General features: G+C 68.3%; 20 protein-coding genes and 1 pseudogene. 12 read left to right on the top strand and 9 right to left on the bottom strand.

Translation table 11 applies throughout. From position 1 onward, the window contains the following. Window positions 1-227: 227 nt before the first annotated feature. The 8 genes and pseudogenes from OG819_RS45195 to OG819_RS45160 form a co-directional block, all read right to left on the bottom strand. Window positions 228-686, bottom strand: a complete 459-nt coding sequence (locus OG819_RS45195) for a hypothetical protein (protein ID WP_266655639.1) — start codon at window positions 684-686, stop codon at window positions 228-230. Continuing rightward, the gene (locus tag OG819_RS45190) at window positions 673-1,362 is read right to left on the bottom strand and encodes a hypothetical protein (RefSeq protein ID WP_266655190.1); all 690 of its coding nucleotides are present in this window, start codon (window positions 1,360-1,362) and stop codon (window positions 673-675) included. Before OG819_RS45190 ends, OG819_RS45195 begins: the two co-directional genes overlap by 14 nt. Next, window positions 1,257-1,745 carry an ATP-binding cassette domain-containing protein gene (locus OG819_RS45185; RefSeq protein ID WP_266655188.1) on the bottom strand — a complete coding sequence of 163 codons (489 nt, stop codon included), beginning with the start codon at window positions 1,743-1,745 and terminating at the stop codon, window positions 1,257-1,259. The genes OG819_RS45190 and OG819_RS45185 overlap by 106 nt, the downstream gene beginning before the upstream one ends. 205 nt (window positions 1,746-1,950) lie before the next feature. Next, entirely contained in the window at window positions 1,951-2,793 is an 843-nt protein-coding gene (locus tag OG819_RS45180) for a DUF4097 family beta strand repeat-containing protein (RefSeq protein ID WP_266630588.1), read from the bottom strand. An 86-nt stretch (window positions 2,794-2,879) separates the two neighbouring features. After that, a complete protein-coding gene (locus tag OG819_RS45175; RefSeq protein WP_266630590.1) occupies window positions 2,880-3,398 on the bottom strand; it encodes a toxin-antitoxin system HicB family antitoxin in 519 nt (172 codons plus the stop codon). 371 nt (window positions 3,399-3,769) lie between these two features. Next, window positions 3,770-4,039, bottom strand: a pseudogene (locus tag OG819_RS45170) (IS5/IS1182 family transposase); the annotation flags it as partial. Between the two features lie 263 nt (window positions 4,040-4,302). Further along, complete coding sequence (locus OG819_RS45165) at window positions 4,303-5,418, bottom strand: DUF5808 domain-containing protein (protein WP_266655186.1); 1,116 nt, start codon at window positions 5,416-5,418, stop codon at window positions 4,303-4,305. Then, entirely contained in the window at window positions 5,415-5,723 is a 309-nt protein-coding gene (locus OG819_RS45160; RefSeq protein ID WP_266630594.1) for a GntR family transcriptional regulator, read from the bottom strand. Before OG819_RS45160 ends, OG819_RS45165 begins: the two co-directional genes overlap by 4 nt. Window positions 5,724-5,952: 229 nt before the next feature. Here OG819_RS45160 and OG819_RS45155 point away from each other — a divergent pair, with 229 nt between their 5' ends. The 12 genes from OG819_RS45155 to OG819_RS45100 all read left to right on the top strand — a co-directional run bounded on the left by OG819_RS45155 (window position 5,953) and on the right by OG819_RS45100 (window position 17,285). After that, window positions 5,953-6,099 carry a hypothetical protein gene (locus tag OG819_RS45155; protein ID WP_266630596.1) on the top strand — a complete coding sequence of 49 codons (147 nt, stop codon included), beginning with the start codon at window positions 5,953-5,955 and terminating at the stop codon, window positions 6,097-6,099. A 43-nt stretch (window positions 6,100-6,142) separates the two neighbouring features. Then, a complete protein-coding gene (locus tag OG819_RS45150; protein ID WP_266630598.1) occupies window positions 6,143-6,319 on the top strand; it encodes a hypothetical protein in 177 nt (58 codons plus the stop codon). 863 nt (window positions 6,320-7,182) lie between these two features. Further along, window positions 7,183-9,048 (top strand): molybdopterin-dependent oxidoreductase, encoded by a 1,866-nt coding sequence (locus OG819_RS45145; protein WP_266655184.1) that lies wholly within the window; start codon window positions 7,183-7,185, stop codon window positions 9,046-9,048. A 370-nt stretch (window positions 9,049-9,418) separates the two neighbouring features. After that, window positions 9,419-10,549: a tyrosine-type recombinase/integrase gene (gene xerC, locus OG819_RS45140; RefSeq protein WP_266655182.1), complete on the top strand. Its 1,131-nt coding sequence runs from the start codon at window positions 9,419-9,421 to the stop codon at window positions 10,547-10,549. Window positions 10,550-10,644: 95 nt separating this feature from the next. Continuing rightward, a complete protein-coding gene (gene pcaC / locus OG819_RS45135; RefSeq protein WP_266655585.1) occupies window positions 10,645-11,871 on the top strand; it encodes a 4-carboxymuconolactone decarboxylase in 1,227 nt (408 codons plus the stop codon). 70 nt (window positions 11,872-11,941) lie between these two features. Beyond that, a complete protein-coding gene (locus OG819_RS45130) occupies window positions 11,942-12,577 on the top strand; it encodes an MBL fold metallo-hydrolase (RefSeq protein WP_266630606.1) in 636 nt (211 codons plus the stop codon). 70 nt (window positions 12,578-12,647) lie between these two features. Beyond that, complete coding sequence (locus OG819_RS45125; RefSeq protein WP_266587709.1) at window positions 12,648-13,427, top strand: exodeoxyribonuclease III; 780 nt, start codon at window positions 12,648-12,650, stop codon at window positions 13,425-13,427. 57 nt (window positions 13,428-13,484) lie between these two features. Then, entirely contained in the window at window positions 13,485-13,925 is a 441-nt protein-coding gene (locus OG819_RS45120) for a DUF6278 family protein (RefSeq protein ID WP_266630608.1), read from the top strand. Window positions 13,926-14,064: 139 nt separating this feature from the next. Next, window positions 14,065-14,808, top strand: coding sequence for an amino acid ABC transporter ATP-binding protein (locus tag OG819_RS45115; RefSeq protein ID WP_266428765.1), 744 nt, complete (start codon window positions 14,065-14,067; stop codon window positions 14,806-14,808). Between the two features lie 16 nt (window positions 14,809-14,824). Beyond that, complete coding sequence (locus OG819_RS45110) at window positions 14,825-15,742, top strand: glutamate ABC transporter substrate-binding protein (protein ID WP_266630610.1); 918 nt, start codon at window positions 14,825-14,827, stop codon at window positions 15,740-15,742. Between the two features lie 11 nt (window positions 15,743-15,753). Beyond that, entirely contained in the window at window positions 15,754-16,398 is a 645-nt protein-coding gene (locus tag OG819_RS45105) for an amino acid ABC transporter permease (protein WP_266630612.1), read from the top strand. Next, window positions 16,395-17,285 carry an amino acid ABC transporter permease gene (locus OG819_RS45100; RefSeq protein WP_266630614.1) on the top strand — a complete coding sequence of 297 codons (891 nt, stop codon included), beginning with the start codon at window positions 16,395-16,397 and terminating at the stop codon, window positions 17,283-17,285. The genes OG819_RS45105 and OG819_RS45100 overlap by 4 nt, the downstream gene beginning before the upstream one ends. Window positions 17,286-17,333: 48 nt before the next feature. On the opposite strand, the gene OG819_RS45095 is transcribed toward OG819_RS45100, so the two are convergent. Beyond that, window positions 17,334-18,902 (bottom strand): CocE/NonD family hydrolase, encoded by a 1,569-nt coding sequence (locus tag OG819_RS45095; RefSeq protein WP_266655180.1) that lies wholly within the window; start codon window positions 18,900-18,902, stop codon window positions 17,334-17,336. Between the last annotated feature and the right edge of the window lie 83 nt (window positions 18,903-18,985).

The raw sequence follows: 18,985 nt of genomic DNA, 5'->3' as shown, positions 1-18,985 counted from the left end.
TGCCCACGCCTCGCTGCGTGATACCCACGCTCGGCCATGACGAACTGCCGCCGGACCCCGGCATCATGCGTGCCGTTGCGAGTGACCACCGCATACCGGTGTTCGACCTGGGTCGGCTTTCGTGCCTCGCCGTGTACCTGGACGTTCTTGAAGCAGGGACGGTCCGAGTGGGCGACTCGGTCGCGTCGCAGGAGGCTTCGTGACCACGTGCGGAGCAAGCGAGTCCCTCAGTTCACGATCAGGGGGGGCGCAGGCTCTGGTGGCACGGCGGAGCCCACCTGCGACGCCGTGCTCACCTCCACCCTCCAGGCCCACCTCGCCCAGGTGTCCGTTGCCGAGAACGAGGACACGCGGAAGATCACCGCCCAGGCCGCGATTATCGCTGGGCGCGGGTTCGACGCCTGATCTCTGACCGCACCATCGCCTATCCACCCAGCCAACTCCCGGGCTACTTCCAGATCGAGGAGGTCCACCAGGACGAGCTCAGGCGATGCCTCAACGACGCCTCGCTGCCGCTGGAGGAGCGCATCGCCGGTGCCCTGATCCGCCTCTACGCCCTTCCAGTCACCCGGAGAGTTCGACTCACCGACGGGCATCTCCACCGGGACGACCACCACGCGTACTTGACGCTCCACCGCCAGCCGGTGGTGCTGCCACCGAAGCTCGCCCGGCTCATCGAAGACCACCTCCGCGCGTCCGCGTTGCTCCATCACCAGCTGCCCGACGCCGCGGCATTTCTCCTGCCTGGCCAAACCCCAGGTCGCGCACGCAACCCGGTCGGGCTTTTCCCAGACACTTAAGCGCTTTGGCCTGCCCGTTCGCGCTGCGCGGAACACCGCCATGATGGAGGCGCTCGCAGACCTGCCGCCCATCGTGATCTCGGATTACTGCGTGGTGCTCGAGGCGCAGGGCGAACGGCCGCGGGTGCAGCGCGAGTTCCAGCCGACGATGTCGGCGGCGCGGGCCCGGCAGGCGGCACGGCGAGAACACGTCGTCGAGGTCGGGGGTGTGCACGGTCAGCTCGTCCGCCTCGATGCCGACCGAGTCCAGCCAGTCGAGGATGGAGCGCAGCTCGCGCTGAGTGCCGTCGCTGGGGATCTGCAGCGACAGCGCCTCATCGTCGCGGGTGGTCTCGCGCAAGGCGACGGCGGCGGACTGGTACGCACCCGGGTCGGAGAAGTGGAGTCGCACGTGTCCGCCGGAGATGAACCGCTTCAGCTCGTCGGCGCTCCCCTCGGCGGCGATCTTGCCGTCATTCAGTACCGCGATACGGTCGGCGAGCTCGTCGGCCTCCTCCAGGTACTGGGTGGTGAGGAAGACGGTGACCCGCCACCCGTGACCAGCTCGCGGATGATCTGCCACATGTTGTGCCGGGAGCGCGGGTCGAGGCCGGTGGTGTGCTCGTCGAGGAAGATGATCCACGGGTCGCCGACCAGGATCATGGCGATGTCGAGGCGGCGCTTCATACCGCCGGAGAAGGTGGAGGCGGGCTTCTTCGCGGCCTCGGTGAGGTCGAACCGCTCAAGGAGCTCGGCGGCGACCCGCCGCCGCCCCTCACTGCGGGAGAGGCGGTGCAGGTCCGCCTGAGGAGCATGTTCTCCTCGCCGGTGATCAGCCCGTCCACGGCGGAGAACTGCCCGGTGACCGATCGCGGCACGCACCCCGTCCGGTGACGTGGCGACGTCGTGGCCCGCGACCTGGGCCTGCCCGCCGTCGGCGGCGATGAGCGTGGACAGGATCTTCACGGCGGTGGTCTTGCCGGCGCCGTTAGCTCAACGGTCACCCCTCACCGGTCGCCGTCTCCACCGTCGGTCTGCGCAAGTCGTACGGGCGACAAGACCGTCCTCGACGGCATCGATCTGCGCATCCTGGCCGGTTCCGTGTTCGCGCTGCTCGGGCCGACGGCTGGGGGATCGGATGAGATGAGGCTGGTGCGGGGGATGAGGGTGCTCAGGCTTTGGCGCGGCGGACGTCGATGTTGCCCCAGTTGGTCCGGGCGCGGATCTTGACGGTGTCCTCGGTCTGCTCCGGGGCCTCGGACGAGGCGAGCGCGTTGCGTACCTGCCCGCGGTTGGAGCTGACGTCGAGCCAGGCGGCGGTGCCCTCGCGGATACCGACTTCGATGGAGCCGTTGGAGGTCTCCAGCTGGACGTTGCCGCGGGCGACTTCGGCGACGCGAAGGACGCCGTTGGTGGTGGTGCCGGTGACCGACGCCTCGGCGCGCGCGATGTCGATGGCGCCGTTGACGCCGTTCACCCGCAGCTCGCCGGTCACGGCGCCGACGGTCGTGGTGCCGTGCGAGTTCCTCAGGACGGCGGGGCCGTCGACGAGGCCGACGCGCACGTTGCCGGTGCTGCTGGTGATCTCGGCCATGCCCTCGACCCGGTCGATGGTGCTCGAGCCGTGCGACGCCTTCAGGTGCAGCGGACCGGTCGTGTCGAGTCGGACGTCACCCGCCGAAGTTGTCACACGGACTTCGCCGAGCCGGCCCTCGCCGAGCACCCTGGTCCCGGCGCCGGTCATGTCGATGTTCGAGCCCGTGGGCAGTTCCACCGTCACGTCGACGGTGCCGCCGCGCCCGAGCAGATTGGCCTTGGGCGTGGTGACGGTCAGGATGCCGCTCGCGTAGGCGACCTCGGCCTGGTCGGCCGTCCGTACGTCCAGGTCCTTCTTCGGGTCGCGGGGCCGCACCTCGACGACGGTGTCGAGGCGGTCGCCCGCGGTGAACTGGATGGAACCGGCGTACACGTAGGCGGTGACCGAAATCGGTTCGGGAGTGTCGAAAGAAGGCATGGCTGTCCCGTCCTCTTGAGTCTTGTCTTTGGGGCGTCCCCGCTGGTGGGACGTGGTGTGGGTAGAGTCGTCGGGCGGGGGCGCGGCTAGCGCACCCAGCCCGTGATGCTCTGTCCGACGGTCTGGGTCTTCTCCGTCGTACGCGGCCGGGTGCCGCCGTCGACCGCGGCCGACACGGCGCGCACCAGCCACGCGTTGACCGACAGGCCCTCGCGGGCCGCGGCCTCCTCGGCACGGGCCTTGAGGTGAGCCGGCAGACGCAGATTGACGCGGGCGGTGCCGCCCTCGTCGCCGTCGGCCGGGACCAGGGCCTTGAGCGGTTCGACGGGCGCGGCCGGCTCCGCGGGGGCGCCCCGGTCGGTGGGTGGCGGTGTCACCACGAAGTCGGGGTCGAGCCCGCGCAGCCGTACGTCGACCGAGCCGGGGGCGAGTTCGCGGGTGATCTCGTCCGTCGCGGCGGAGAGCACATTGAGCATGATCAGCCGGGTCGCCGACTCCAGGGGAGCGGTGAGCCTCTCTGCCAGCTCGCGGGCTTCGTCGCCGCCGGCCTCGGCGGCGACCGCGAGTTCACGGCGGAGGGTGTCGACGTATGGGGTGAGGTCCATGACGCCATAGTGGCACCACAATGGCCCCACATGCAAGCCTCGGGATGACATCTCTGGGTCGGTAACTTACGTAACCACCCTGACCTGCGAAAACATACTAGCGCCTACCTGAGTGATTGTGGCGCCATGCATGCTTACGCGCTTTTGGGGGCGTGGAATGGCGCTGGGTGGCACCGGGTGGCGCCAAGTCGCGTCATCCGACGCCATACGATGTCGCAAGGGGGTGGCCTGCCCCGCCTCGCGGTCTGCCGCTGGGCCGGGCCCACCCGAGGCGGCATGATCGAGCCCGCCTCGCCTAAAAAGGGCTGTCCCGCAAATGATCTTTGAGTCGGCTGGGGGTGCGGTCGGTCGTTGTCCGGTCCGCTCGCTTGTCCGGCGAGGATGAGGTTGTGCAGCCGCGATGCCGAGCATGACGTGGTGGACTCCATGACCATTGAGGCGGCAGTCGCGGAGGATCTGACTCGAAAATGGCTGGGCGCGAAGGTGTGCTCGACGCGGGCGCGGACCCGCTTGTGGGATTGGTTGTGCGCCTGCTCCCACTCAGGCAGGTCTTCGCCCTTGCGCTGGCGGTGGGGCATGGGCAGTCCGGTGCCGGGATAGCCGCCGTCGGCGATCGTGGTTGTCCGACCGACGGCGGCTTCACCGTGCGGCTGCGGGAAGCCGGGCTCGGAGGCATCGGCGATCTGGGCTTCACCGGCCTGGACGACGACCCGGACGTCCCGGTGATCGTCACCGGCCGTAAGGCAGTCCGCAACCACCTGTTGACCGCCCCCGAGAAGGAGGCGAACAAGCTCGTCTGGCGCGCCGCGCCGCCAACGAGTGATCACGGCTTCCCGCCGGCGGGCTCATGCCGAAACACCGCCAAACCAGGGCCTCCCACCTGCGGATTCAGAATGCAGAGTGCTCAATGAGTGAGCCCCACCGCCAGCCCCACCGGCACGGCGGTCAGGGCCAGAAGGGCGAGAATGCCCGCGGGGCGGCCGAAGTTGACGGTCCAGCCGATGCCGAACCGCTTGGGCACGAATACCGAGCTGTCGTCCCGGTTCACATAGATGAGGCCGCCTTTCCAGTAGCGGTCGTCATCGCGGTTGACGACCCGGGCCCCGCCTGCCTCGCCGACGCTGATGGGCAGGCGGCTGCCCTGCGCTCCCGTACGGACGGCCACGGCGAAGACGAACGCGACACCCGCCAGGATCGGGAGGCCGATCGCCACCGCTCCCACCGCGCGGTTCCCGTACACCTCCCACGTGATCAAGGCCGTCCCGAGGAGCGACAGGTCTACGCAGGCGGCCAGCACGAGCAGGCCGCGTGTCGTCCAGCGTACGAACGCCCGGTGTTGTGCGGCGGAGGCGCGCGGCCGTTCGGCGTCGAGTGACTGCCGACTGCGCAGCGCGAACACAGCCGTGCCGGCTAACAGTGCGCTCGACGCGATCTGCAGGAACACGGGCGTGAAGGCGATGGCGACGGTGGTGCGGACGTGCCCGTCGGCACGGCCCGCCGCGTTCCAGTGGGTAGTGAGCGTTGCGGGCAGCGACGGATAGCGCAGCGCTCCGGCGACCGCGGTCGCGGCGGTGACCAGGAGCGAGGGCAGCGCCCACAGCCAGGGAAAGCGCTCAGGGTCGGTACGGATGGAGATGTCGACGGCGACGCCCTGCCGCACGTCGTCGTACCAGCCGCCCTCGGCCTTCGCGGCGGCGACCGCCCGGTGGGCGCGGTAGTACGCGGCCCAGTCGAGCCCAGCGAGGAGCGCCGCCGCGCACGGAGGCGTGATCGCATTCGCGACGGTGGTGCGCCCGGCCAGCAGGAGGACGCCGGTGGCAGAGGCGGTAACGGCGGCTCCTGCGGTCATGACCCGGCGGCGGTAGGGGCGTACGGCTGCGGTGACGGCCGGTTCACCGGCGCGCTCTCGCGGGACGCGGACGCCGAAGGGCAGGGTGGCCTGCGCGAGCGACGGCATCGCCCATGCCATGGCGGTGAACAGCAGCAGGGCGGTCGCCTGGAGGAGGAGCAGCGCGGTCATGTGGTGGATTCCCTTCCTCTGGCGAGGAGTTCGGCGCACAGCTCCTGGATGGCGTCGGCGTCGAGACCTTGTGCGACGGCTTCGGCGAGGAGAGTGCGGGCGCGCGTTTTCCAGTCGTCGACGAAACCCGGTGGCGGGGGCCCGGTGTCGTGGTCGCGGGCGACGACGGCCCCGTGCTTGCGAGTGAGCTGGATGAGGCCTTCCTGGCGCAGCAGGTCGTAAGCCTTGTTGACCGTGTGGAAATTGATGCCGCAGTCGGCGGCGAGGCCCCGGGTGGAGGGCAGTGAAGTGCCGACGTCGGCCACCGGGCGACAGTCTCCCAGATTTGACGGTACGTCAGAATGTTGAATTCTGGGCGGAGTTACGCCACACCGATCCCGTCGTACGGGCGGACCGGCAGCCCGGAGTGCTTCGCCATCGAGGCCCGAAGAGACCGGCGGACAGCATCTGCCACAGGGCACCGGTTCGGCGCCGGCCAGGCAGGTCGACGGGCGCGAGCAGCTGGCTGCCTGGACCGCCGCCCACGAGCGCCGCATGGACGCCGCGCTCGCCGCCCTCGACGACGCCGAGCGCCTGGCGATCTCGGGCGCACTGCCGGCATTCTTCCGGCTCGCCGAGAACCTTGGTGAGCCGGCCGACGGCACGGCGGAGCACGACCCTGGAGACGATGCACTGCAGTAGACGCGCTGACGGCGGTGTGCCGCGGCCTCCGCGCAATACCGAGTTGAACGTCGGTGCGTCCTCCCTCGCCGCTCTCCTCGCCCCTGAGAGGGGCCGTGATGCTGGGGCGCCGCCCCGGCGTTCCAGCGGCTACGGGGCTTTGGCCGTCGTGTTGGCCCTGCGGCTCGCCGGCATCGTCGCGATCTACGTCGTGCTCAGCCACGTCACGATCATCTTCTGAGGAAGCGAGACCGTGGCTGCGCGTGCCACTATCGGAGTTCGAGGCGACCGCTGGTGTACGTCATGGAACGCGCCGGTGTCTGTGCGGCACCCCTCGGCCCGCTCCGTGCTGTTACGTCGGCTGCCGTCGCAGGCGTCCGCGCCGCGGTTCGCGTTCGACATGCCTGTCGGAAAGCCGGCCGCGGAGCCGTCGTAGACCTCACAGGCGTCGCCGGTGACCGCCTGGGGCAGCGGGCGGTAGCGGTTCCGGTGGCGGGGGCGATCAGGGAGTGGCCCTCGTCCCCCAATTGCTTCCCACCTGGCACTACTTCCCCTGGAACCTGTCCCAGTCCCCAGGTGTCGTCGATCAAGGGGAAGGTTCACTTCTCCAGGAAAGGCAGCACTGGACACTTTTCGTGTCGGCCCCGTGGCGTGATCGTGGACGTCTGCTTGCCCGGGGCCTTGAGGGAGGACCGATCGAGTGGTGCGCCGTGTGGGACTGTCTTGTATCACCGCACGAATCCCACGGCCCTGGGGCCCGCGCACGCTCGCAGCCAGAGTGCCCGCACACCTGACGGGTGAAGCACAGCATGGCGCACAAGAAGCTTAGTGGTCAGCTCCGGAAGTCCTTCGGGGGTGACTCTGGGGCCGTTGTCGTTTGTGGCGTGCGATTGGGTGAGACACACCGCTGTCGGAGGTAGGAGCCGGGGTGGGTCAATTGGCCGTGTCACGCTGAAGTCCGTACACACGGTTCTTGAGGGCACCGGAACGCCCCGGTCACGGAAGTGGCTGGCCAGCGATCCACTGGGTCAGCTGCAACGCGGTCGCCAAGTCCCTCGACTCGTCGGTCCGGGCGAGGAGGGGGAAGTTCTGCCGTGCACGAGGGTGCTGGAGTCGGTGGAGGGCTCTATTGACGGCATGCGGAGTGAGGACCTGACGTACCTTGGGAGGCTGAGGGTTGTGTCGGACGAGGCGGGTTCGATGGGTGCGGAGGACCGTCCGCACGCGTCGGGGGCCTCCGACCGGATTCCACCCGGCTTCCGCGCGGGGTTGGCGAAGGGCACGGATGCCGTCGATGTGGTGACATGGTCGGGTTCGGTGCCGGCTGCGGGCGGGGTGGCGCCGAGGGCGCGTCTGGGCAACCGGTGGTTCAACCTGTTGTGGCTGCTCCCGCTCGGCTTCGTTGTCTTGCTTGTGTGCGTCGCCGTGGCCAAAGGGCTGCGGGGCATGCCGTCGATCCAGCGGTTCATCACCGAGCATCCCGGCACTGGTCCCAGCGCGGGCCATCACGAATATGCGGGCCTTCCAGTGTGGGCACGCTGGTCGCACTTCTTCAATCTGTTCTTCATCCTGTTCATCCTGCGGTCGGGGCTGCAGATCCTGAGCGACCATCCGCGCCTGTACTGGACCCGGCACTGCACCCCGGGACGGGAATGGTTCCGCATCCAGAAGCCCGTGCCCACCGACCCGCTGTGGACCGCGAAGCAGGACTCGATCAGTCTGCCCGGCCAGGTCGGGCTGCCCGGGATCCGGCACTCGATCGGCCTGGCCCGGTGGTGGCACCTCGGAGTGAACACGCTGTGGATTCTCAACGGACTCGTCTTCTACGTGCTGCTCTTCACCACCCCGCAGTGGAAACGCCTCGTCCCCACGAGCTGGACGGTGTTCCCCAACGCTTTGTCGACAGCCATCCAGTACCTCTCGCTGGACTGGCCACGGAACAACAGCTGGGTGGCCTACAACGGGCTGCAACAGCTGGCCTACTTCGTCACCGTTTTCGTCGCGGCACCCCTGGCCCTGATCACTGGGCTGGGCATGTCGCCGGCGTTGTCGACCCGGTTCCGGCGGATCAGCCGGGTGCTGAGCATCCAGACCGCGCGGTCGCTGCATTTCCTGGTCTTCAGCTGGTTCCTACTGTTCATCGTGATCCACGTGAGCCTGGTTTTCACTACCGGGCTGCTCACCAACCTCAACCTCGCCAGCAGCGGCCGCAACGACAACAGCTGGCTGGGATTTTGGATCTTCGTCGGATGGATGGCGGTGGTCGTTGCCGGATGGGTCGCGGCAACACCGTTCACTCTGCGCCATCCGCGGGTCGTGCAGCGCGTCGGATACGCCCTAATCGGCGGCGTGCAACGCTGGTTCGAGCATGTGGACGTCCGCCCCGGCGCCTACACCACCAAAGACATCTCCACCTATTTCTGGCACAACGGCCGCTACCCCGACTCCGCCGAGTACAAGGCTCTGCAAGAAGGCGGGTTCGCCGACTACCGGCTGCGCATCGGCGGCCTGGTTGCCCACCCGGCCGAGCTGTCCCTCGATGACTTGCGGAAACTGCCCGTCCATGAGCAGATTACGCAGCACTTCTGCATTCAGGGATGGTCGGGAGTCGCCAAATGGACGGGCGTTTCCATGTCCGTGATCCTCGACCTGGTCACGCCCGATCCGCAGGCCAGGTGGGTGGTGTTCTACTCCTTGGGGGAAGGCGCCGACGGCGGTACCTACTACGACGCCCATCCCATTGAGCACATGCGCAGCCAACTCACCATGCTCGCCTACGGCATGAACGACCGGGCGCTGCCATTCGGTCACGGCGCCCCGCTGCGGCTGCGCAACGAGATCGAACTCGGCTTCAAGCAGGTCAAGTGGATCAAGGCGATCGAGTTCGTCGCCGACTTCTGCGACATCGGCTGCGGATTCGGCGGCTACAACGAGGACCACGAGTTCTTTGGTTACCGGCAGTCTCTCTGACGCTGATGATCGATAGGCTGCCGAGCGCTGCGGCAAACTGCGGCCGGATCCCAGGCGGTGGCGAGCGCAACATAGACCATGATCGCCGGTTGGCCAAACCGGCGATGGTGACGACCATTGAAGGTGTTCGCATTCGGCTGAGCTCGGCAGGGGAGCCGTACCGGACAGGGTGGACAGAGCCGCGGGCCCATGGGAGAAGCGAACGGTCCTGTCGCCTGTTGCCCTGATGACCGCGGCGCCCTTCGCTGAAACGCAGCGGCGCCTATGCCTGCGTGGAAGTTTTCCACGCCCTCAAGGAGAGTGAGCAATTCTGTCCGTTTCGATCAAGAAGCTCCCCCCGAATACGAAGGGGCAGGCCCGGTATCGGTTTGTGGTCGATGTAGGGAGCGATCCCGCTACCGGGAAGCGCAAGCAGTTGACCCGTACCTTCGGCACGCTGAGGGAAGCGAAGGTCGAGTACGCCCGCATCACGAACCATCGCTACGAGGGGACGTTCGTCGAGCCCAACAAGATCACGGTGAACGAATGGATCGATCAGTGGCTCGCGAAGAAGGCGGATGACCTGGAGGAGAGCACCGTCTACAGCTACACGATGACCGTGGGTCGTGTCCGGGGGAAGCTTGGGCACATCCGGCTACAGGAACTGACCGAGGACCACGTCGAGGCGTGGATGAGGTGGGCGCTTCGGGAGGGCCGTGGTGCCAAGACGGGGGTGGGCCTGGGGGTGACCTCGGTGGAGATGTCCCTGGCGCGGCTGAAGGAGGCACTGAACCGGGCGGTGGCCCGGCGCCTGGTCGCCGTGAACGTTGCCCAGGAGGTCACGATCCCTCGGAACGTACGCAAGGCCGAGCGCAGGGCCAAGGCAGTGGTGCAGCCCTGGAACGTCGAGGAGGTTCATGCCTTCGTGCGCGCGGTGAAGGACGACCGCCTCTACGCCCCTTTCCTTCTCTCCCTGATGGGCCTGCGGCCGGCGGAGATCTGCGGCATGCGCTGGGCCGACGTCGACCTGGGCAAGGGAACCCTGGCCGTTGCCAACACGCGGACGCTGATGGGGAACAAGACCGTGGTGGAGAAGGACACGAAGTCTCTGGCCGCTGAGCGGCAGCTTCCCCTGCCCGATCTGGTCGGGGAGGCGCTGACGTGTTTCAGGGCCATGCAGGTGGCCGAGACGCTGACGGCGGGGGAGAGGTACGAGGACAGCGGGTACGTACTCGTGGACGAACTCGGCAGGGCGCTCAACGGGCGGCAGCTGCGTGAGCGGGCGTACAAGGTCATGGACGAGCACGGGCTGCGGCGGGTGCGGTTGTACGACGCTCGCGCGAGCTGTTTCACGTACCTCGCGAACAACGGGGTGCCGGATCACCTGCTGGCCCGGTGGGCCGGGCACACCAACGTCAAGACCACGAAGCGCTGGTATGTGAAGCCGGATGTGGAGGATCTTCGTCCGGCGGCGGATACCTGGGGAGGTCTGGCGAGTGTCTCCACCCCCGCTCCTGCATAGGGTGTGAGATGTGGGAGCGTAAGCGGGTGAGTGAGAAGAACGTCGAAACCCTGCAATACCGCTTTGACGGGCCAGAACAGGCTCCGGTCCTGGTCATGGGATGCTCCCTCGGTGCTACATGGCACATGTGGGACCGGCAGATACCCGAGCTGTCCAAGAACTGGCGGATCTTCCGGTTCGACCTGCCGGGCCACGGCGGCGCCCCCGCCTACCCGACGGGTTCCATCACCGAACTCGCGGGTCGGCTGCTCGCCACCCTCGACGCGCTCGGCGTGCAGCGCTTCGGTTACGCCGGCTGCGCGTTCAGCGGCGCCATCGGCATCGAACTGGCCCTGCGCCATCCGGAGCGGATCGCCTCGCTCGCCGTGATCGCCGCCTCGCCCCGCTTCGGTTCGGCCGACGAGTTCCGGCAGCGTGGAGTGATCGTGCGCAGCAACGGGCTGGACCCGATCGCGCGATCCTCGCCCGAGCGCTGGTTCACGAGCGGCTTCGCCGCCGCGCAGCCCGCGATCACCGAGTGGGCCGTGCAGATGGTGCGCACCACCGACCCCGGCTGCTACATCGCCGCCTGCGAGGCGCTCGCCGCCTTCGACGTACGCGCCGAACTGGGCCGCATCGGCGTGCCCAGTCTCGTCCTCGTCGGCTCCGACGACCAGGTCACCGGGCCCGCCGAGGCCCGCACGCTGGTCGCGGGGATACCGGACGCCCGCCTCGCCGTCGTACCCGGCGCCTCGCACCTGGTCCCCGTGGAGCAGCCCGCGGCGGTCACCGACCTGCTGGTACGGCACTTCTCCACCGCCTGGCAGCCCGCCTACGACTCGACCACAGGCCAGATGGCCATCCTCGCCGCCCCAGTCAAGCCGGTGCTCACGGCGCCGCCGCCGGTCGCGCCTGTCGCCGAGATCGCCCCGGCCGTCGTACAGCCCGAGGCCCTGGGCAGGCCGGACCCCTACGACGCCGGGATCAAGGTGCGCCGCGAGGTGCTGGGCGACGCGCATGTGGATCGGGCGCTGGCCTCGGCGGACGCGTTCTCCGGGGACTTCCAGGAGTTCATCACGCGCTACGCGTGGGGCGAGATCTGGGACCGGCCCGGCCTCGACCGGCGTGCGCGCAGCTGTGTCACGCTCACCGCGCTGGTCGCGGGCGGCCATCTCGACGAGCTCGCCTTCCACACCCGCGCCGCCCTCCGTAACGGCCTCACCCCGGACGAGATCAAGGAGGTGCTCCTCCAGGCGGCCGTCTACTGCGGTGTCCCGGCCGCCAACAGCGCCTTCAAGGTGGCGCAGCAGGTCATCCGGGAGGAGACCACCCCCCAGGAGTGATCTTGAGCCTGGTACCGGGAGCACCTGTCTCAGCGGCCCTCGGTGGCACCGGGAGGGGGAGGATGGACCCATGAAGCTCACGAAGAAGTCGCATGCCTGCATCCGCCTCGAGAAGGACGGGCGCGCGCTCGTCATCGACCCGGGGACCTTCACCGAGGAGGACGCGGCCGTCGGCGCGGACGCGATCCTGGTCACGCACGAGCACCTCGACCACTTCAACGAGGACCGGCTGCGGGCAGGGCTGGAGTCCAACCCGGGCGCCGAGATCTGGACCCTGAAGTCGGTCGCGGAGAAGATCTCCGCGGCCTTCCCGGGCCGGGTGCACACCGTCGGCCACGGTGACACGTTCACCGCCGCGGGCTTCGACGTCCAGGTGCACGGCGAACTGCATGCCGTGATCCACCCGGACATCCCGCGCATCACGAACGTCGGCTATCTCATCGACGGCGGCCGCGTCTTCCACCCGGGCGACGCCCTCACCGTCCCCGAGCAGCCGGTCGAGACGCTGATGCTCCCGGTCATGGCGCCGTGGAACAAGATCGCCGAGGTCATCGACTACGTCCGCGAGGTGAAGCCGCAGCGCGCCTACGACATTCACGACGCGCTCCTGACGGACCTCGCGCGCCCGATCTACGACCACCAGATCGGCTCCCTGGGCGGCTCCGAGCACCTGCGGCTCGCACCGGGGGCGTCGGCGGAGCTCTGAGCATCCGCGGATGGGGGCACCGGGCGGGCACGGCGACCCGTTGTCGTACCCGCCCGGTAGGTTGTGAGGCATGCGCATCGCGACCTGGAACGTGAACTCGATCACCGCTCGCCTCCCGAGGCTGCTGGCCTGGCTGGAGAGCAGCGGCACGGATGTGCTGTGCCTCCAGGAGGCCAAGGTCGCCGCCGAGCAGTTCCCCGTCGACGAGCTGCGTGAGCTGGGCTACGAGACGGCGGTCCACGCGACCGGGCGGTGGAACGGCGTGGCGGTGATCTCCCGCGTCGGCCTCGAGGACGTGGTCAAGGGGCTGCCCGGCGGCCCCGGTTACGAGGGCGTCGAGGAGCCCCGGGCGGTCTCCGCCACCTGCGGCCCGGTCCGCGTCTGGTCGGTGTACGTGCCGAACGGACGCGAGGTGGACCACCCCCACTACGCCTACAAGATCCAGTGGTTCGAGGCCCTCAAGGCCGCGGTCGCGGGCGACGCGGCGGGCAGCCGGCCCTTCGCCGTGCTGGGTGACTACAACGTGGCGCCGACGGACGACGACGTCTGGGACATCTCCCTCTTCGAGGGGGCCACCCACGTCACCCCGGCCGAGCGCGCCGCCCTCGCCTCGCTGCGTGAGTCGGGCCTGTCGGACGTGGTTCCGCGGCCCCTCAAGTACGACCACCCGTTCACGTACTGGGACTACCGTCAGCTCGGCTTCCCCAAGAACCGCGGTATGCGCATCGACCTGGTCTACGGCAACGAGCCGTTCGCCAAGGCGGTCACCGACGCCTATGTGGACCGCGAGGAGCGCAAGGGCAAGGGGGCGTCGGACCACGCGCCCGTCGTGGTGGACCTCGACGTGTGAGGGCCCGCCGGGGCGCGCCTGTGGTGCGACCTGGAGTGCGAATGTCACGCTGGGCGTATGAACATCCCTTTCCTGGGCACCTGGCGCAAGAAGCACGGTCCCGCCTTCGGCGTCGCGGTGTTCTCCGACGGTGATCATGACTTCGAGGGCGTCGCCGAACTCCTCTCCGAATGCGAGCTGCTGCGCTCGCAGGCGTATCAGGCGGGTGTCGAACTCGACGACTCCGTGGCCTCGTTGGAGGCGCTGGACCAGTTGCTGCCGCGTTGGCGCGACGACGAGGAGAGCCTGCCGTGGCTCGGCAACGACGCGGGGCTCTATCTGGGTTCGGTCATCGTGCGCACGGTCACCGGCGCCCGCTGGGAGATCTGGCCCAACGGCCACCCGGCGGTGCGGCTGGCCTCCGGCCGGGAGATCGATGTCGTCGCCTCCGGCCACACCTGGGCGTCCAGCGGCGCCCCCGAACTCTCGCAGCTGTACGCGGAGGTGGCGGAGGGATAACCCACCGACCGTGACGCCATAAACCATAAACTTCATAAATACGGCTAATGCCCGAAAAGTGCGTGTCGTGTATTTGGCTACTCCTTACCCGGATAGTTTGCGGCTTCTGCGACACAGCTGAGAGTGGGTGGGGCCGGGCATGGCTGTCGATCCTTTGATCGAACTCCAGGACGTGAACAAGCACTTCGGCGAGCTCCATGTCCTCCGGGACATCAACCTCACCGTCGGCAAGGGGGAGGTGGTCGTGGTCATCGGCCCCTCGGGGTCGGGCAAGTCAACCCTGTGCAGGGCGATCAACCGGCTGGAGACCATCGAGTCCGGAGCCATCAGGCTCGACGGGCAGCCGCTGCCGGACGAGGGCAAGGCACTCGCCAGGCTCCGTGCCGAGGTCGGGATGGTCTTCCAGTCCTTCAACCTCTTCGCCCACAAGACGGTCCTGCAGAACGTCTCGCTGGCCCAGATCAAGGTCCGCGGCCGCAAGAAGGACGAGGCCGACCGGCGCTCCCTCGAACTCCTGGACCGCGTGGGCCTCGCCTCCCAGGCCCCGAAGTACCCGGCGCAGCTCTCCGGCGGCCAGCAGCAGCGTGTGGCCATCGCCCGCGCCCTCGCCATGGACCCCAAGGCCCTGCTGTTCGACGAGCCGACCTCGGCACTCGACCCCGAGATGATCAACGAGGTCCTCGAAGTCATGCAGCAGCTCGCGCGCGACGGCATGACCATGGTCGTCGTCACCCACGAGATGGGCTTCGCGCGCTCCGCCGCCAACCGCGTCGTCTTCATGGCGGACGGCCGTGTCGTCGAGGACCGCGCCCCCGAGGAGTTCTTCACCAATCCGCGCAGCGACCGCGCCAAGGACTTCCTCTCCAAGATCCTCAAGCACTAGGCGGGGGAGTACGACCATGATCCGTACGACACGTACGCGCCTCGCCGTGGCCGTCCTCGTGTGCATCGCGCTGCTGACGGCCGCCTGCGGCAAGGAGGGCAGCCCGCCCACCAAGGGACCCGCCGCCGGCAAACTGCCCCACTACCAGGTGGCAGAGGGCTTCGAGCTCCCCTCCTCGCCCACCTGGCAGAGGGCCAGGAAGCGCGGCTACCTCAACATCGGCGTCAAGGAGGACCAGCCGTACCTGGGCGAGAAGGACCCGGCGAGCGGCACCTACTCCGGCTTCGACATCGAGATCGCCAGGATGATGTCGGCCTCGCTCGGCTTCGACCCGAGCACCATCCGCTTCAAGACGATCGCCTCGGCCAACCGCGAAACCGCCCTGCAGAACGGCCAGATCGACTTCTACGTCGGCACCTACACCATCAACGACAACCGCAAGAAGCTCGTCGGCTTCGCGGGCCCCTACTACATGGCCGGTCAGTCGTTGCTCGTACGCAAGGACGAGAACGACATCCACGGCCCCCAGGACCTCGCCGGCAAACGCGTCTGCTCGGCGGCCGGTTCGACGCCGTACCAGCGCATCCAGACCGACTACCCGAAGGCGACGCTCGTCGCCTACGACACCTACTCGGTCTGCGTCGACAACCTGCTCACCTACCAGGTCGACGCCGTCACCACCGACGACGCGATCCTGATCGGCTACGCGGCGAAGGTGCCCGACGAACTCAAGGTCGTCGGCAAACCGTTCTCGAAGGAGCCGTACGGCATCGGCGTGCCGCGAGACGACAACGCGCTGCGGTTCGCGCTCGACGACGCGTTGGCGGCCCGCGAGAAGAACGGCGACTGGAAGAGGGCGTACGAGGCGACGCTCGGGCTCTCCGGAGTGCCTGCGCCCACCCCGCCCGCCATCGACCGCTACCCGGCGAGCTGAGCGAGGCCGATGTGAACGTACTGATCGACAACTTCCGCACCTTCGCCGAGGGATTCCTCGGCACGGTCGAACTCACCGTCTACGCGAGCGTGCTGGCCCTCGTGCTCGGCTTCCTGATGGCGTCGTTCCGGGTCGCGCCGGTCGGCTCCCTGCGGGCCTTCGGCACGGTGTGGGTGACCGTGCTGCGCAACACCCCGCTCACCCTGCTGTTCTTCGCCGTGCTGCTCGGGCTGCCCCGGTTCGGACTCGTGCTGCCCTTCAAGGTGTTCGCGGTCCTGGCGCTCGGCTGCTACACCTCCGCGTTCATCTGCGAGGCGCTGCGCTCGGGCATCAACACCGTGCCCAAGGGGCAGGGCGAGGCGGCCCGCAGCCTCGGCATGACCTTCAGCCAGACGCTGTCCGTGGTGGTCCTTCCGCAGGCCTTCCGCTCCGTCATCCCGCCGATCGGCTCCACGCTGATCGCCCTCGCCAAGAACTCGGCGATCGCCGGGGCGTTCAGCGTCAGCGAACTGCTCGGCACCTACAAGACGCTGAGCGAGCTCGGCTACAACATCGTCTGGACCTTCGTCTGGATCGCCGTCGGCTATCTGATCATCACCCTCACCATCAGCGCGATCTTCAACTACCTCGAACAGCGCTGGGGAGTCGCCCGATGACCGCCACCGCCCCCGAATCCACCGCCCTGTACGACGTCCCCGGACCCAGGACCCGGCAACGGCACCGGCTCTACGCGGCCGTGTCCACCGTCCTGATCCTCGCCCTGGTCGGCTGGATCCTCTATCTCCTCTTCGACACCGATCAGTTCACCTACACGAAGTGGATGCCGTTCGAGTACAAGGGCATCCAGGAACTGCTGCTACGGGGACTGGGCAACACGCTGAAGGCCTTCGCGATGGCCGCGGTGCTCTCGCTGGCGCTGGGCACCGTGCTCGCGACGGGGCGCCTGTCCGACCACCGTCCGGTGCGCTGGGTCTCCGCGCTGGTCGTCGAGTTCTTCCGCGCCATGCCCGTACTGGTGATGATCTTCTTCATCTTCGTGGCGCTGAAGGTGCAGCCGCTGCCCGCGCTGGTCGCGGGGCTGACCCTCTACAACGGCTCGGTGCTCGCCGAGGTCTTCCGCTCCGGCGTCAATTCGGTCGAACGCGGTCAGCGGGAGGCCGCGTTCGCGCTCGGCATGCGCAAGACCCAGGTCATGACGTACGTCCTCGTCCCGCAGGCCGTGCGGGCCATGCTGCCCGCCATCATCAGCCAACTCGTGGTGGCCCTGAAGGACACCTCGCTCGGTTATCTCATCACCTACGAGGAGTTCCTCCACGCCGGGAAACTGATCGCCTCCAACCTCGACTACGATTTGCCGTTCATCCCCGTGGTGATGGTGATCTCGCCGATCTACATCGGGATGTGCATGCTGCTCTCCTGGTTCGCCCAGTGGGTGTCCCGGCGGGAGCAGCGCAGTCCCAAGACCGAGGCCGTGCATGTGGCACCGGCCGAACCAGGGACGCTGCTGCCGGGTGGGGGTCCCCCCACAGCCCCGAGACCGTAGGGGGACCAGCAGCTCACAGGGACAGCCCCGGCCGGCAGCAGCCGGAGATCACTGCTCGCGCAGGGGAACGGACACGTAGGACGGGTCGTTCGCCGGTGAGGAGAAGGTCAGCTGCGCGCCGGACGGGTTGTGCTCGATGTAGAGCGGGTCGACCGTGTCGACGACCAGGGCGAGCCGATGCCCTGCCGGGACGTCGTAGGCCGTGGAGTACAGCTCCAGGTCGACGCCGAACGGCTCTCCGGGCGTCTGCCCGTGGAAGGTGTACGGCGCGTTGCTGACCAGCTTGCCGAGGCCGAGCGGGCCCACGTCGTAGAGGTAGGCGACGAGGGTGCCGCTCTCCTTGGTCGGAGTGAGCGTGGTGTGCAGCGTGGTGGTTCCACGCACTCGCTGGACGCTCGGGTACTTCTCCGACTGCCAGACGGCCGCCCAGCGGCGCGGCAGCAGCGGGATCGACGCCATCGGGGGCACCTGGGCGATCTGGTCGAGGATGCTGGAGAGGAAGATGATCCCGCCGTCCGCGCCCGAGTCGACGTTGGTGTGGATCGTGGTGGTGCCCGCGAGGGCGATCTTCTTCCTGGTCGCGCCGACCGACTTCCAGTCGGGGTAGCCCTCGTAGGCGCCGGTGGTGCGGGGTTTGAGCTGGACGGGCTGCTCACGGTCGATGCCGTTGTCGACGCCCCTGAGGTAGTGGTCGAACCAGCGGCCGGTGTCCGTCCACACGTCGTTGGGGAGTCCGAACAGGCCGGTCACCTCGGCGGTGGCGTGGTCGCCGGGGCGGAACTCCAGCCGCTTGGGGCCGGTCAGCTCCTCGTAGAACCTGGCGTACTGGTTGGGCGGGAAGATCGTGTCGCCCCAGCCGTTGGCCATGAAGACGGCCGCGCCGTTCTTGTTGAGCTGGTCGACATAGGTCTCGGGGGAACGTTTCTTCCCCCAGGCGATCATCTCCTGCTCCTTCGACATGTTCGAGGCGAAGAAGTCCAGAAGCGTCTGTTGGAGTTCGGCGCTCGGGCGTCCGGTGATGGTCCCCGCGACGCCGAGCAGGGCGGTGGCCTGGGAGTGCTGGGTGCGGCCCGAGTAGATCGAGTCGATGAGGTCGGCCCAGCCGCTCATGGCGGAGACGGCCTTGATCCTCTTGTCGTGCGCGGCGGCGAGCAGACTGATTCCGGCGCCGTACGAGACGCCTGCCATGCCGACCTTCTGGGCGTCGGCCGGGGTGTTCGCCAGCGCCCAGTCGATCACCTTGGAGGCGTCGGCCACGTCGGGTGGTCCCGCCACTTCTATCTCGCCGCCGGACTGCCAGAAGCCGCGCACGTTGTACGTGAGCACCACATAGCCGGAGTCGGCGAGCTTCTGGGCCTGGGCGAGGTACTCGACCTGGGGCAGGCCCCAGCTCGTCGGCATGACGAGGAGCGGGTACCTGCGGCTGCCGTCGGCGCCCGCGGGGGTGACGACGTTGGCCTTGAGGACCGTGCCGCCGTCTCCGGCGATGTCGACGAAGCGGACGCCGGCGGAGGCCGCCTGGGCGGTGGGGGCGAGCCCGAGGGCGGTACCGGCGATCAGGGCCGCGGACACGGCACCGACGGCGGATGTGCGCAGGGCATGGCGATGCTGTCCCACGGGCCACTCCTCACTCGTGTCAGTAGAATGTGACCCGACGGTAACCTCGCCGCCTTACCGGAAGTAACCCGTCGGTAAGTTAC

The organism is Streptomyces sp. NBC_01549 (genome assembly GCF_026339955.1).
Lineage (GTDB): Bacteria > Actinomycetota > Actinomycetes > Streptomycetales > Streptomycetaceae > Streptomyces.
Note: the sequence above shows the minus strand (reverse complement) of the source record. Positions and strands in the feature narration are given on the sequence as shown.